General features: G+C 41.0%; 9 protein-coding genes. 4 read left to right on the top strand and 5 right to left on the bottom strand.

Annotated features, from left to right (window positions below; all coding sequences use genetic code 11):
- Positions 1-12: 12 nt before the first annotated feature.
- Complete coding sequence (locus tag ACP6L2_RS11360) at positions 13-981, bottom strand: endonuclease/exonuclease/phosphatase family protein (protein ID WP_440509332.1); 969 nt, start codon at positions 979-981, stop codon at positions 13-15.
- 205 nt (positions 982-1,186) lie between these two features.
- Here ACP6L2_RS11360 and ACP6L2_RS11355 point away from each other — a divergent pair, with 205 nt between their 5' ends.
- From ACP6L2_RS11355 to ACP6L2_RS11345, 3 genes are read left to right on the top strand one after another with little or no spacing between them, the layout of a single operon-like run.
- The gene (locus tag ACP6L2_RS11355; protein WP_440509330.1) at positions 1,187-2,362 is read left to right on the top strand and encodes a glycosyltransferase family 4 protein; all 1,176 of its coding nucleotides are present in this window, start codon (positions 1,187-1,189) and stop codon (positions 2,360-2,362) included.
- On the top strand, positions 2,359-3,384 hold the full coding sequence (locus ACP6L2_RS11350; RefSeq protein ID WP_440509329.1) for a lysylphosphatidylglycerol synthase transmembrane domain-containing protein: 1,026 nt from the start codon (positions 2,359-2,361) through the stop codon (positions 3,382-3,384). The genes ACP6L2_RS11355 and ACP6L2_RS11350 overlap by 4 nt, the downstream gene beginning before the upstream one ends.
- The gene (locus ACP6L2_RS11345) at positions 3,341-4,597 is read left to right on the top strand and encodes a glycosyltransferase family 4 protein (protein WP_440509327.1); all 1,257 of its coding nucleotides are present in this window, start codon (positions 3,341-3,343) and stop codon (positions 4,595-4,597) included. The genes ACP6L2_RS11350 and ACP6L2_RS11345 overlap by 44 nt, the downstream gene beginning before the upstream one ends.
- Here the strand turns inward: ACP6L2_RS11345 and dinB are convergent.
- Positions 4,569-5,762, bottom strand: coding sequence for a DNA polymerase IV (gene dinB / locus ACP6L2_RS11340; RefSeq protein ID WP_440509325.1), 1,194 nt, complete (start codon positions 5,760-5,762; stop codon positions 4,569-4,571). The genes ACP6L2_RS11345 and dinB overlap by 29 nt on opposite strands.
- A gap of 300 nt (positions 5,763-6,062) precedes the next feature.
- Here dinB and ACP6L2_RS11335 point away from each other — a divergent pair, with 300 nt between their 5' ends.
- A complete protein-coding gene (locus tag ACP6L2_RS11335; protein ID WP_440509323.1) occupies positions 6,063-8,810 on the top strand; it encodes a DNA gyrase/topoisomerase IV subunit A in 2,748 nt (915 codons plus the stop codon).
- A gap of 73 nt (positions 8,811-8,883) precedes the next feature.
- Here ACP6L2_RS11335 and ACP6L2_RS11330 read toward each other — a convergent pair whose 3' ends face one another.
- From ACP6L2_RS11330 to ACP6L2_RS11320, 3 genes are all read right to left on the bottom strand, one after another.
- The gene (locus ACP6L2_RS11330) at positions 8,884-10,317 is read right to left on the bottom strand and encodes a SusD/RagB family nutrient-binding outer membrane lipoprotein (RefSeq protein ID WP_440509321.1); all 1,434 of its coding nucleotides are present in this window, start codon (positions 10,315-10,317) and stop codon (positions 8,884-8,886) included.
- Positions 10,318-10,329: 12 nt separating this feature from the next.
- Complete coding sequence (locus ACP6L2_RS11325) at positions 10,330-13,551, bottom strand: SusC/RagA family TonB-linked outer membrane protein (protein WP_440509319.1); 3,222 nt, start codon at positions 13,549-13,551, stop codon at positions 10,330-10,332.
- A 401-nt stretch (positions 13,552-13,952) separates the two neighbouring features.
- The gene (locus ACP6L2_RS11320; protein ID WP_440509317.1) at positions 13,953-15,005 is read right to left on the bottom strand and encodes a dipeptide epimerase; all 1,053 of its coding nucleotides are present in this window, start codon (positions 15,003-15,005) and stop codon (positions 13,953-13,955) included.
- Positions 15,006-15,010: the final 5 nt, after the last annotated feature.

The raw sequence follows: 15,010 nt of genomic DNA, 5'->3' as shown, positions 1-15,010 counted from the left end.
GATCCCAATTTGCTACAGCAGTTCCCAAGCCATTTTCATGGACACCGCACAATGATCAGATAAAGGTGTCCCCTCAGGAGTAGAAAACAGATCGCGTTCAATCTTATACTCACTTGGCTGGAATTGAAGACGACTGCTATTTCGGAAAAAGATTTTATCAATGCTTTCACAATGCTCAGTAACCTCTAAAGCATGCAAGGCTTTAAAATCTTTGATATGCTTTGGCAACAGTCCCTTATTTTGCAATAGCACCCAGCTATCCGATAAGCCCAATTGCTCTTGGAAATCATGAAGCTTATCTTCGGAAAAAGCATAATGTGCATTGAAATCACCCATAATCAAGATTGCCTGCGAGGCAGACTTCTCCTGTATATATTTAGTCAATTGTAAGATATTCTTTCTTCTGGCAGCTACCGCTTCAGGATTGTCCTGTGCCGTGGCATGCACATTATACACATCTATAAATACATCCTTTGCCAGCTGAATACGCTGATAGCTGAAGCCTTTGGGTGTAAAACAATCTGCCCCACTGCAATCTTCCCAAGCAATACGTTCGGTTTTTAAAATAGGAAATTTTGAAAGTGTACTCAAGCCATCCCCAAAAGGAACCCCCCCCATCGTCTCTGTACGGTAGGGATGTACATTATCAGCATACAATTGTCGGTTATAGTTAAAATCCTCTTGTACATTGACTAAATCAAATCGGTTCAACTGCTTGCCAATCTCTCGTATGCTAGAAGCTCGTGGAGTTTCTGCACTGGAAATCAATTGAGGTAAGCCTGCGACATTATAGGTCAAAAGAGAAAGTTCGCCTTTTTGAGCTTCCTCCATAACTGGAGCAAGCAAACTAGACTTCCCATTCGAATCCTCAACCCGACTGAAGCTGAACATAAAACCTAATAAAACAAAAAGGGCTAAAAGACCAACCAAACCGATGTGTTTGGATTTAGGTCTCGATGGATAAGGTAATTGTATTAGCATCCAATGAAATACTGATCTAATACAAAACTAAATAAGCAATGTAACCTCAATTTTTAGAATTCATTAAATGATTGTTTTCTAAGTATTTACTAATCTTTAAGAAGGGCGAAAACAAGGCTAAATCTTCATAATTAATTAACACGTCCTTTTTATTAAGTAAACATATGGTTGATACTTTTATCGATACAGACAATTTTATTTCCCCATGAAGAAAGTTGCATTTTTTTCTGAGATTCTTTTTGAGGATTTCGATGGTGCATCGCGCACGATGTATCAGATAATCAATCGTATAGATCCCAATTCTTTTTCTTATTTATTCATTTACGGGAAAGGACCAAGTCAAATTGCGGGATGCCAATCTTATCAAGTTCCAACGTTTAAGATCCCAATAAATGACGATTACAGTTTTGCGGTTCCTCAATTGGCAAAAGGAAAGCTGGAGGAAATTCTACAGGAATTTCAACCCGATGTGATACATATCGCCACTCCTTCCCTATTGGGATTCTATGCTCTTAAATATGCAAAGCGCAAGGGCATCCCTGTGATTAGCATTTACCACACACACTTCATATCCTATATCGCATACTACTTCCGCAATTTCACTTCTTTAATAAAACCTGCCGAGAATTGGATGCGCAAGGCTATGCTTAAATTCTATAACAATTGCCAAAAGGTCTATGTACCTGCCAATAATATCATCAAGGAACTGGAAGATATCGGAATACAGTCCGAGCGATTAACCCTTTGGCAACGAGGAATTGATGTCAAGTTATTCAACCCTAGAAAACGATGTGAAACTTATATACAAGCTATCAGTGGAAATAAACGCAAAAACATTCTATTCGCGAGTAGGTTGGTTTGGGAGAAAAATATACAGACATTAATTGAGATCTATAAGCAATTGGAAGCTGAAGGGTTGGAATACAATCTCATTGTTGCCGGGGATGGTACGGCTAAAGAAGAAGCGATGCAACTCATGCCAAAAGCTATTTTTCTGGGCAAGCTAGACCATGCAGAGCTATCTCGACTTTATGCCTCTGCGGATGCATTCGTATTCACATCAACCTCAGAAACCTATGGCAATGTAGTTATTGAAGCCATGGCTTCTGGACTTCCTCCTGTCATAGCCAATGGTGGTGGTAGTGCAAGCTTAGTGGAGCATGGACATACCGGATTTAAATGTATGCCTAATAATGCCAAAGAATACGTGTACTTTCTTCATAAGATACTATCTGATGACAAGCTAAACGAGCAGATCCGTGCTGCAGGAATGGATTACATCAAACAACTGGATTGGTCTGCCCTTGCGGATACTTATTTTGAGGATGTTTATGAACTGGCAGAAGAACCTATCTATGATCTCGCTTTGGTAGCACAATGAGAATCCAAAAAAAGCAAATTAAAGCCCTACTATTCCTCAGTATACTGATCTTTATCGGGATATTTCTCTGGAATACGGACTTCCAGGCCGTATGGAAAGAGCTTCATAACATCGGCTATCGCTTTCTTTATTTGATGGGAATAACCTATTTGGCTTATCTCATCGGGACTTGGTCTTGGCATGTTTGCTTAGGTTCTGATCGAGATAAAATCTCGGTATTCCGATTGTTTTCGCTCCGACAAGTCGGAGAAACCGTAGGGCAATACAACCCAACGAGCATTGTTGGTGGCGATATGTTAAAAGTGGAGCTTCTGAAACCCTATGGTATTGGCACAAGCAATGCCGCCAATTCGGTTGCTACATCGCGTATAACGGCTGTATTATCACAAATCCTATTGTTTCTAATTGCTTGTATCTGGTTATTGTCAAGTCCATCAGGGCAATTTATCATCGATAGATTCGGTGCCTTGTTTTATGGACTCGTTGCGGTACTTGCTTTAGCAAAAATTACCTTATTCTTTTGGTTAGGTCGTAAAACAAAACAGGCAAAGCCTGCTAAGCCGACTCAAGGACAATCTTTTTGGAGACGCCTTTCCTTACGAATCCAAGGTTTACTGTGGGATATACGGACCTTTTACCAGAGTCACCCGCGTATGTTTTGGTATTCTTATCTTTTAGCTGCCCTACATTGGGTGGTCGGAAGCTTGGAATTCTATTTGATATTACGCTTCCTAGGCTATGATGTCCGCCCGATGCACGGTTTACTATTGGACATGAGTGTCATTGTATTCAAGAGCTTAGGCGCCTTTATTCCTGGACAATTGGGGGTTGAGGAATTGGGAAACAAGATGATGCTTGCTGCCATTGGAATCTCCACAGCTTCCTTATGGATCACTGTATCCATACTCCGAAGAGCACGTCAGCTCTGTTGGATTGCCATAGGATTTATACTCTATCTATTCATTAAAAAATCTGATTATGTCTCAAGCCACGAAATGGGAAGTATTATTCGTAAGTCATAAGTATCCACCAGCTACTGGTGGAATGGAAAAACAGAGTTATGAATTAATACATGGCGTCAGTCATTTTACCAAGGTTCATAAATTGGTTTACCGCAAAGGATCAGGCTCTATCTTGTCCTTTTTCTTTCACTTAAACCATAGGATTTTAAAGATTTTAAAAGAGAACCCCAATATCAAGTTGATTCATTTCAATGATGGACTAATTGCTTCCTTGGCTTTATTTCATAAAGGCTATTCGAATTATCGTAAGGTAGTAACGCTACATGGCTTGGATGTGGTCTTCCCTTGGGCATACTTTCAAAAGAAAATCTTGCCTCGTTTTAATCAATTTTACGATAAGATTATCACCGTGAGTCATGCTACAGCCAAGGCTGCTATTGATCGCGGGATTTATCCTGATCTAATTCGCGTAATTCAAAACGGTGTAGATTTAGATCTAGCACAGTCTTCTCTTCCTAATCGGGAAGAATTACACAAACGCTATCCGGAAATCTCACCTGATCAGCCTTATATGCTGACTTTAGGTCGCCCTGTAAAGCGCAAAGGCTTTTCTTGGTTACTCCAGGAAGTCGTACCGCTTATGCCCAATGATTTTAAGCTGTATATGATTGGTCCCTTTAATCCTAAAACCAGTTTTGGCGAACGCTGCATGAGCCTATTACCTAAGAAATTTCGGCATCTACTGAATCTTTTTCTTGGTTACCCAAGTGATGAAGCGGCTATTCGGAAATTATTAAAACGCCCAGATATTGCTAATAAAGTACAGCATCTAGGAAAAGTTCCTTTTTCTGATCTTAAGCTACTTTTGGCAAACTCTTCGGCTTTCCTGATGCCCAATATTGAAGTACCTGGAGATATGGAAGGATTTGGTTTGGTTTGTTTAGAAGCTTCCCTTTCAGGAAGTTTAGTATTAGCTTCGGGGATTGAGGGGATAACGGATGCCATCCGCCATCAACAGAATGGCCTCCTATTACCATCTAAAGATGTTTTATTCTGGAAGCAGCAACTTACGGATGTATTGCAGAAAGAATTGCCGTATCAAATCATGGCTAAGAAATTTCAAGAAGCCTCCAAGAAGCTCTACAGTTGGGAAAAGATGTCCACGGCGTATTTTGAGGTATTCCATTCCTTAGTACAGGATGAGGGCCCACACACGGCCTCTTCGGATGCATTATTAGCCGAGCTTACACGCGGTAAGGACTCCGCTTTTTAGGATCAATCACAGGTGCAGATATGGCCCTTTTAATAGCTTCATCGCCAAATCGCGCACGCATAGCGTCCATAGCCTGATAAAGTCGTACGGCCTCTTCGGTATCTTCAAAGAGATTAATCTGCTGTGATCCTTGAACCAGGTGACTAAACCGCACGCCGATCAGGCGTACTAACATCCGTCGGTCATAGAGCTTAGTGAACAATTCCTTGGCCTTCTTCAGCAATACCGCATCAGAAGCCGTATAGGGAATAACCATCTGCTTACTTACCGTATCAAAATTAGCATAGCGTAATTTCACGGTCACACAGCCCGTCAAGCGCTCCTGCTTGCGCAATTGAAAGGTCAAACGCTCCGTCATACGGATCAATTCGCTGTTCAGAAACACCATATCAATCGTGTCCTGCTGAAAAGTCTCTTCCGTACCGATACTCTTCTGCTCTGAATAGGGCACAATAGGCGAAGGGTCAATACCATTGGCTTTCCTGGAAAGATCAATACCATTCTTCCCTAAGAGATTCTGCATCATAGGGACAGGAATCTCGCTTAAAATCTTAATCGTTCGCACACCCATCTGCTGCAAGAGAGTTCCTGTTTTTTGCCCAATACCGGGCATACGCTCAATCTTTAAGGGAGCTAAGTAATCTTTCTCCAAGCCATGCAGAATCTCCTTTTTACCATCGGGTTTCGCATCATCTGTCGCCACCTTACTCACCAGTTTATTGGAAGCCAAAGCATAACTAATGGGGAGACCACTCTCCTTTTTGATCTTTTCCTTTAGTTCGGTCATAAACTGGCTGCAACCAAAGAAACGATCGACACCTGTCAAATCCACATAGAACTCATCCACACTTGCCTTCTCCATCACTGGGACAGTATCGCGCACCACATCGGTCACCACCCGCGAATAATAACTGTAGCTGTCCATATCCCCACGCAGTACGATCGCATGTGGACATAGGCGCAAGGCCAATTTCATCGGCATAGCCGAATGCACCCCAAACTTACGCGTCTCATAACTGCAAGCGGCCACTACCGCCCGATCGCTCAACCCACCTACAATTAAGGGCTTCCCAATAAATTGGCTGTTCTTCAAACGCTCGACACTTACAAAAAAAGTGTCCAAATCCAAATGAGCAACAAAACGCTTATTATCAAACAATTCCATAGAAAAACCGATTATTATTTACTCAAAAATACTAAAAATATTAGTAAATAATACAGGTGTGAATAAATATTATTTGGCTAATGAAAGAACCTAAATTGATTGATAAGAGAAGAAATTCATGCGCTATTTACTGAGAATCAAAACATAAATTCCATGCAATAATTCCTGTAGAATAAAAATATAAGAAGTAAAGTCTCCACATGGCTAGGACAACTCTCCAAGAGTTAAAGGAATTTTGTATTTTTACAAGGTTTGCAGTTTAACAACCTGCCAGGCCAACAAAAATAGATGAAATAGTACATGAGCGACGACATCAACAACATCGACGATAACAACGAACAATTACCATCCCAAGATCAGCAAAGCAATACCATTCCCCTTTCCGGGTTATATGAGAATTGGTTTTTAGATTACGCGTCTTACGTGATCTTGGATCGTGCTGTTCCACATATCAATGATGGCTTCAAGCCCGTACAGCGCCGGATATTGCATTCCTTGAAGGAAATGGATGATGGCCGATTCAATAAAGCAGCCAACGTCATTGGAAACACCATGAAGTATCACCCCCATGGGGATGCTTCCATTGGAGACGCCATGGTACAGTTGGGACAAAAGGACCTCCTGATTGACTGTCAAGGAAACTGGGGAGACCCTATTACGGGAGACTCCGCAGCGGCAGCACGTTATATCGAGGGTAGATTGTCCAAATTTGCCAATGAGGTCGTTTTCAACCCCGATACTACCGAATGGCAATTGAGTTACGATGGCCGTAATAAAGAGCCCATCACCCTTCCAGTAAAATTCCCTTTATTGCTAGCACAGGGTGCCGAAGGTATTGCTGTCGGATTGGCAACCAAGATTATGCCGCATAACTTTATCGAGCTAATCGATGGTTCCATACAAGTCCTTCAAGGCGAACGCCCAAGCATCTACCCTGACTTCCCTACCGGAGGAATGGCCGATGTGTCTGCCTATAACGAAGGAATGCGCGGAGGTAAAATACGCGTTCGTGCTAAAATTGAAGAACGCGACAAGAAGACCCTCGCCATTACCGAAATCCCTTTCGGAACAACTACAGGCAGCTTAATCGACTCTATCGTCACAGCGAACGAAAAGGGAAAGATTAAAATCAAGAAAATTGAAGATAACACGGCAGAATTTGTAGAAATCCTCGTGCACCTAGCTCCAGGAATCTCTCCAGATGTGACCATCGATGCCCTATATGCATTCACCGGATGTGAAACATCCATCTCCCCAAATACCTGTGTGATTAAGAACAACAAACCACTCTTCATGAGTGTCAATGATGTCTTAATCGAAAACACCAAGCAGACCAAAAGCCTTCTTAAACAGGAGTTGGAAATCCGCTTAAATGAGCTTCAAGAGAAAATATTCTTCAGTACCTTATTGAAAATCTTCATCCAAGAAGGGATGTATAAGCATAAGGATTATGAGAATTCCGGTGATTTTGATACGGTTGTTGTGGTATTGGATAGATTATTCGAGCCATTCTTCGATCAATTCTACCGCGCTATCACGCCTGAAGACTACAAGCGACTTATAGATAAACCAATGAGTAGCATCACCCGCTTTGACGTGAAGAAAGCAGATGAACAGATGCGTGCGCTCGAGGAAGAAATTAAGGAAGTCAAGAAAAACCTTCGTAATCTAACGGAATATGCGATCAAATGGTTTGAGCATATCCGATCCAAATACAGCAAAGGTCGCGAGCGTAAAACCGAATTACGCATCTTCGATAAGGTTGAGGCTACCCAAGTAGCATTAGCCAATGCAAAACTCTACGTGAACCGTGAGGAAGGATTTATCGGAACCAACATGAAGAAAGACGAGTTGGTTGGTGACTGTTCCGATATTGACGATATCATTGTTTTCCGTAGCGATGGTAAATACAATGTGGTAAAAATTCAAGACAAGGTATTTGTCGGCAAGGATATTATCCATGTTGCGGTATTCAAAAAAGGCGATGAAAGAACCATCTATAACGCCATCTACAAGGATGGTGCTACCGGCACTTCCTACATCAAGCGTTTTGCTGTAACAGGTGTTACCCGAGATAAAGACTACGATATTGGTAAAGGAAGTAAGGGATCTAAAATCTTATACTTTACAGCTAATTCCAATGGAGAGGCAGAAATTGTCAATGTACAGTTGAAACCCCATACCAAACTGCGTAAGCTTACCTTTGATTTAGACTTTGCAGAGGTTGCCATCAAAGGTCGTGCATCACAGGGTAATATTGTAAGCAAATACCCGGTGAAGAAAATCGCTTTCAAGAGTGCAGGTATTTCCACTTTGGCAGGTCGTAAGATTTGGTATGACGATATCTTAAAACGTCTTAACGCCGATGATCGTGGTAAATTCTTAGGTGAATTTGATGGAGACGATAAGATACTCATGACACTTGCTGATGGATCCTATGAACTATGCAATTTTGATTTAAACAACCACTTTGATGAGAAGATGGTTCGCTTAGAGAAGTTCATTCCAGAGCAAGTCTATACGGCAATCCATCAAGACACCAAGACCGGCACCTACTATGTGAAACGATTCAATTTCGATGACACGCAGGTAGGCAAACGAGGACGCTTTATTGCAGAGGAAAGCAAATTAATCCTCCTGACCAATAACGACGAACCAATCGTTCACTTGGATCTTCTAAAAGGTAAGTCGCAAACTCCAGAAAGCCTGGATCAGCAGCTTACAGAGATTGTGGATGTCAAAGGCATGAAGGCTCAAGGAAACCGATTATCTTTCCACACAGTTAAGAAAATCAAGCTTCTGACCGAAGAGAAAGATCTCTCTCAAATCGTGGAAGAAAGCAAACCAGTTACGGAAGTAGAAAGCCCTGAAACTCCTAAGGAAGAAAAAACAAGTACAGAAAGTACTGCTAAAACTTCTCCGAAGGCGGAAAAACCAACAGCATCTTCAGAAGATATCTCTTTTGAAATCACCAATCCAGATGATATTCAAATGGATGACAATGGTCAATTAGGACTCTTCGGCGGAAATGATCCTGAAGAAAAATAGAAATCCACGATAAACGAAAAAAGCAGCTATCCCGAATACAGGATAGCTGCTTTTTTATATGCTTGTATGGGGATTAAGGTTTATCCCACCATACTCGACTATTCAAGTCATCGGCTCCGCCATATGGAAATCCTGCAACCGCAGCCTCATAATTTGCTTTGTTATTTGCCGCTTCACTAGTTGGATAACCATCACGTCTTGGTAATTTACCACCATTGATATCGGCAGCAACAGTAAGAACCGGATAACCAGTTCTACGCCATTCTGCCCAGCCTTCATATCCGTAAGGGAAAACATGGATATAACGCTGGGTAGCAATCTGCTCAAAACCCTTAACCGGATTGTAAACAACATTGGCCTTTAATAAGTAGGCAGCTGCTGTAGCATCAGATCCTGTCCACTGTTTAATGGATTGCTTAATACCCTCATCATAGAAAGTTTTCGCTTGTGCATCTCCACCTGCTATCCATCCCAATTTAGCAGCTTCTGCTTTTGCAAATAAAAGCTGTGCATAAGTCACTAGAGGTACCGGTGAATCTTGCTTTCTAATATTCGCTCCTAATAAGGAAACTTTAGGTATATCCACATCCGGATTTGGAACTGCCTTACCAAAGGTTAGACCTGCATAGTTACCCGCGGCATTTTTATCCCCATAAATTGCTAAACGCGGATCATCATTTGGCAACATCAAATTCACCAATGCCTCCGATAGGGCATACCATTTACGACCTAATGCCGTGAAGGAATTATACCAGAAGTTTTGATGTGCTGCTTGAGCCAAGTGTGGATAGGCTAAATTATCCGTATTCGCGGTCATTTCACCATTCGCCAGAGCTTTGTTAAACTCGGCCTTACCCAGATTAGCATCTACTTTAGACAAGCGCAATGCCATCAACATGTGGATACTATTTCCTAACTTCTTCCATTTGGCCATATCGCCTTTGAAAACGATATCGTTTTTAATGGTTCCATTGGTCAAGACTATCGCTGCATTTGCTTCATCCAGCAACTGGAATAAAGCTTTATAAATATCCGCTTGCTTATCATATTTTGGATTTGGTAAATCCGTTCCTTTGAAAGCATCTGTATAGGGCACATCTCCCCATCTATCTGTCACATTCCACATAAAGAATGCTTTCAAAATCTTGGCAACCGCCACTTGATTGACGATAGGTCCTTCATTTGCACTTAATCCGTCTTGCTTTGTCAACACTTCTTCCAAGTTCATTAAGGGACCTACATACCAGGTCTCAAAGTCAAAGTTCTGTGTTGTAAAACGCGTATTATCCGTATAGGTTGTTAAACTCAGGTATTGCGGATAATGCACCCCATAAGCACTGGAACTTAAACTCGGCAGAAAGAACTCTGCATTCGCGATTAACTGTGTTCCCGAAGCCTTACTTGGTTTATTTGGATTCTCGTAATAAGAATCATCAAATTTGGTACAAGACACAACCGCTAGGGGTGTTAGGGCTAATAATATATATTTTAAAAACTGCTTTTTCATGATTTCCGAGGCTTAAAATTTAACACTTAAATTAAATCCATACGAACGAACTGTCTGTAGCTCACCCTTCTCAATCCAGCTAATGGACGCACTACCTGCTGACAATTCCGATGGATCCAATCCTTTCGGAGCCTTTTGCCAAATCATCCATGGATTACGTGCAATTAGAGCAACACGAATAGATTTAAATGGCGAAGTACCCAATTGGTTTTGATTAAAGGTATATCCTAAGCTTACCTCACGCAATTTCACATAAGAAGCATCAAATAACCACTCCTCATAAATACGTGTTCCAATGTTATTTCTGAAGTAAGAACGTGCATCTACAAATGCGGTTACCTCTTGACCGGTAGCTTGAGAAATACCATTGATTTCATAACCACCACCATCTGCCAATGGATCACGAACATTTTTACCATTACTATTGATTGCTGCAGTCTCCTCTGCTTGTCCAGATTTTACAGCTAACATTTTAGACCAACTGAAAAACTGACCTCCAGATTGGAAATCAATCATCGCATTAATATCCAAATTCTTGTAGCGGAAGCTATTGATAAATCCACCTGTGAAATCAGGGATTACCGAACCAAAATTCTTGTTCATTTCCTGAATCGGTAAGTTCGAATTATCCAGTAACATTTTACCGGTAGCTTCATCACGCTTATACCCTGGCCCTACCAATGACCCAAAAGCTTGATTTTTATTCGCATACAAATAAACCGTTTGGCTGGAATAGGTGTTGTTATCCAACTCGTAAGAATCAATTCCTTCAATTAGTTTGTGAATCTGACTGTTGTTGCGCGCTCCGTTCAAGGTGGTTGTCCATTCAAAATCCGCAGACTTAACTGGAGTAGCGGTTAAGGAAAGCTCAATACCGTTATTCTCAATGTCCCCAGCATTTACTGTAGCTTTTGAGAAACCAGTTCCTGATGAAGTAGATAAACTGATTACCTGATCCTTATTGCGTTGGTTGTAGTAAGTAAAATCAATTCCTAAACGATTATTAAAGAATTTCAAATCCGTACCGATCTCATACGAGTGCGCAAATGATGGTCTTAAATAGGGGTTATTCAAGATATCAGGAATCGATAAGGTATTTACCGTTAAATTATCCGTTGCATATACGCTTCCAACATTATAATTCATTAAGATGTCAAATGGATCAACATCAGCTCCAGCCACCGCATAAGATGCTCTCAATTTACCAAAGCTTAGTGCAGATGGACCTAACAGATTACTGAACACAAATGATCCAGAAATCGATGGGTACCAATACGCATTATTATTCTTTGGTAAGGTCGATGAAATATCCTGACGGATGGATGCATCCAAGAAATACGTGTCTTTATAGCCTAAGGAAGCCATCGCATAAACGGAACGAATCTGCTTTTTCAACTGATAAGAAGAGTTGACAGGTCTATCAATAGATGCCTCAATATTATAGAATGCCGGCGAACTTAATCCACCTTGCGTTCTTTGAGAAAGGTAATCGTATTTACGGTTGTAAATATTTCCACCCAAGTTGGCATTTAAGGAAATATCATCCCATACCTTATCGTAGGTAGCTAAGAATTCATAGTTGGTCTCGTCATTTTGGTATTTACCGACAGAATATCCCGAGTTACCCATGAAAGTTCCAGCTCCAGACTCATTACGTCCACCAACAGCCAATCGACGATTGGTATTTTGAGTGAACATATCCTTGCGGATAAAGCCCGATAGTTTTAAGGCAGGAAGAACTTTATAAGTCAATCCAACGTCTCCAAAAACACGATCACGATTGTCCTTATTGACATTTTCAAATGCGTCAAAGAATGGGTTATTCCAATCTGAAGGAGTGTTATTCAACATCAACTCTTGCGTGGTATGGGGATTCACATTCCAATTCAAAATAGTACCATCTGCATATTGGTAGTTTCTTAGACGGTTGATATCAATATTCCGTTGAAACCATTGTGTTGCACCAGTAAAAGAACCTTGGTAACCCATCACCGGACGTTGACCATTGTTATTGGCGTAATTGATATTTGCCGATGCGGTTAAATTTTCCAGGATATCCAATGAACCATTAAGCGCAAAGTTATTTCGCTTCAAAAAGGTATTTGGGTAAGTACCTTTGATGTAGGTGTTGTTGTAAGAGAAACGAACAGCAGAATTCTCTGAACCTCCAGAAATGGTTACACCATTATTCGTATTCATTCCTGTTTGGAAGAAATCCTTTATGTTATTCGGTTGTGGGGAGAAAGGAGTAGCTTTTCCATAATCTGCATCCTGCTTATAGAAACTATAATACATGCGGACAGGTGTGCCATCCATTTTTGGACCCCAAGACTCATCATTACCATTGACATAAAATTCGCCAGAAGCTAATTTCAAGAATGTCTGGTTATTACCAACACCATAGGTGTTTTGTAAAGGCATGAAGTTTCCTACCTGCTCAAAAGAGGTGGCTGAATTGACTTCAACATTCACTGTTTTAGGTCCTCTTTTCCCCTTTTTAGTGGTGATCATAATTACCCCATATTGTCCACGAAGACCATATAAGGCAGAAGCTGTAGGACCTTTCAATACGTTAATGGATTCAATATCCTCCGGATTGATATCCTGTCCCACGTTTCCTAAATCCACTCCGTTTCCGCTAGAGGAACTGAAGTTAGCATTAGAGATTGGTGTTCCATCGATAACCATGAGTGGTTGACCACCGCCTGTTACCGAGTTAATCCCTCTGATCTTGATCTTCTGGGTACCACCCAAACTCGCCCCTGAGGAGCCTGTCACTTGGGCACCAGCAACCTTACCTGCTAAAGCACCAAGAACATTGGTCTCTTTGGTAAAGGTCAAGTCATCACCCTGGATCTTTTGCGTAGAATAACCCAAGGATTTTTCACTTCGCTGAATACCTAAGGCTGTCACCACAACCTCATCAATATCAGTTCCCGCTGCATCTTCTAGGGTAATCTGTAAATTCGTTCGACCACTTATGGATACTTCTTTTGTAGCATATCCCAAAGCTTTTATACTTAATATACTATTCGTGGAAGCATTGATCGTAAATAGTCCGTTTTCATTGCTGGAGGTACCTTGTTGAGTTCCTTTCACAAATACCGAAGCACCAACTATGGGCTGCCCCTTGGCATTTGTAATCTTTCCAGCTATCGATTGTTGTTGTGCGGCCAACATTTGCATCGAGCAAACGGATGCTACCGCAATGGAAATAATGGTAGGTAGTTTCATCTTTAGCTTGATTGGTTATTTATTTAAACGAATATAACGGAATCATGAGAAACTCCGTAAGAAATTTGCAAAAAAATGCACTTTATAAAGAAAATATACCAAAGGTTTAACCTTCTTGCTTAAAGATTAGCAAATAAAATAAAATTTAGAATAAAATATTCTGAATAATAATTAATCTAAACAACAATACATTCCTAGTCTTTTTGAAAAAACACGGCTATCGAGACCATTTAGAAGCATTCTAAAGAAACAAGCATAAATCCGCATAATAATATAGGTGTATTTTCCGTCTTTGCTTCAGTTTCAATGCAGCAAAATCTACAACTGAATTTTAACACAAAAAAGCCTGTTCATCTCTTGACAAACAGGCTTTTCCACGATAAATTATTCCCTTAAAAAAATTATCTTTTGATCACGCCAATTCCTGGTCTGTCAGGAAGAAAACATTTTCCATTTTCTACATACATACCGTCATAAAGGTCATTCCCGATTAATAGCGCACCATCCAAATCTGCCCAATCCACCAATGGTGCTAATTGAGCTGCTGCGGATATCGCACAAGATGTTTCCGTCATACAACCCAACATCACTTTCATATCCAATGCACGAGCCAATTCAGCCATTTGCTTCGCTTCACGCATTCCTGTACATTTCATCAATTTGATGTTAATCCCAGTATACACACCTTTTAAAGCAGGTACATCTGCCAATCGTTGACATCCTTCATCGGCAATGGTCGGGATTGGTGAACGCTCAGTCAACCAGGCATTTTCATCCAGCATCTCCTTAGGCATAGGCTGCTCCAGAAAAACAACATTTCGCTCTTTTAGCCAATGTGCCATCTCCAAAGCTTCTTCCTTATTTTTCCAACCCTGATTTACATCTGCACACAAAGGAACATCCGTTACAGAACGAATCGTATCAATAATCATCTTATCGGTATCCAATCCTAATTTTACCTTTAGAATTTGGAATTGGCCAGCTTCCTCAACCTTCTTGCGAATCATATCTTCCGTATCAATCCCTATTGTATAGGATGTCGGTGGAATCAAATCCGGATTTAAGCCCCAGATTTTGTAAAATGGCTGCCCCATCAACTTGCCAAGCAAATCATGCAAAGCAATATCTAAAGCTGCCTTTGCAGCTGTATTCTTCTGATCCACCGAATCAACATAGCTCAGAATCTCCTGCGTTTGAAAAGGCGATTGAAAATTAGATAAATCCAATTTGGCTAAGAAGCCCATCACACTCTCCTGCGATTCACCCAAGTAAGGGGGCATACTCGCTTCACCATAGCCAACTACACCTTCGTATTCAAGCTCGGTCAATAATACAGGTGTTGTCGACCGACTGAATGAAGCAACGGTAAACACATGGCGTAATTCTAAAGTATAAGGTCTAAAGCGTAAGGTGAATTTCCCCATTTGCTTTGTTTGCCATTCCACGTTATTCATAGGTA

The organism is Sphingobacterium lactis, assembly GCF_051951495.1.
Taxonomy (GTDB): Bacteria; Bacteroidota; Bacteroidia; order Sphingobacteriales; family Sphingobacteriaceae; genus Sphingobacterium; species Sphingobacterium lactis_A.
Note: the sequence above shows the minus strand (reverse complement) of the source record. Positions and strands in the feature narration are given on the sequence as shown.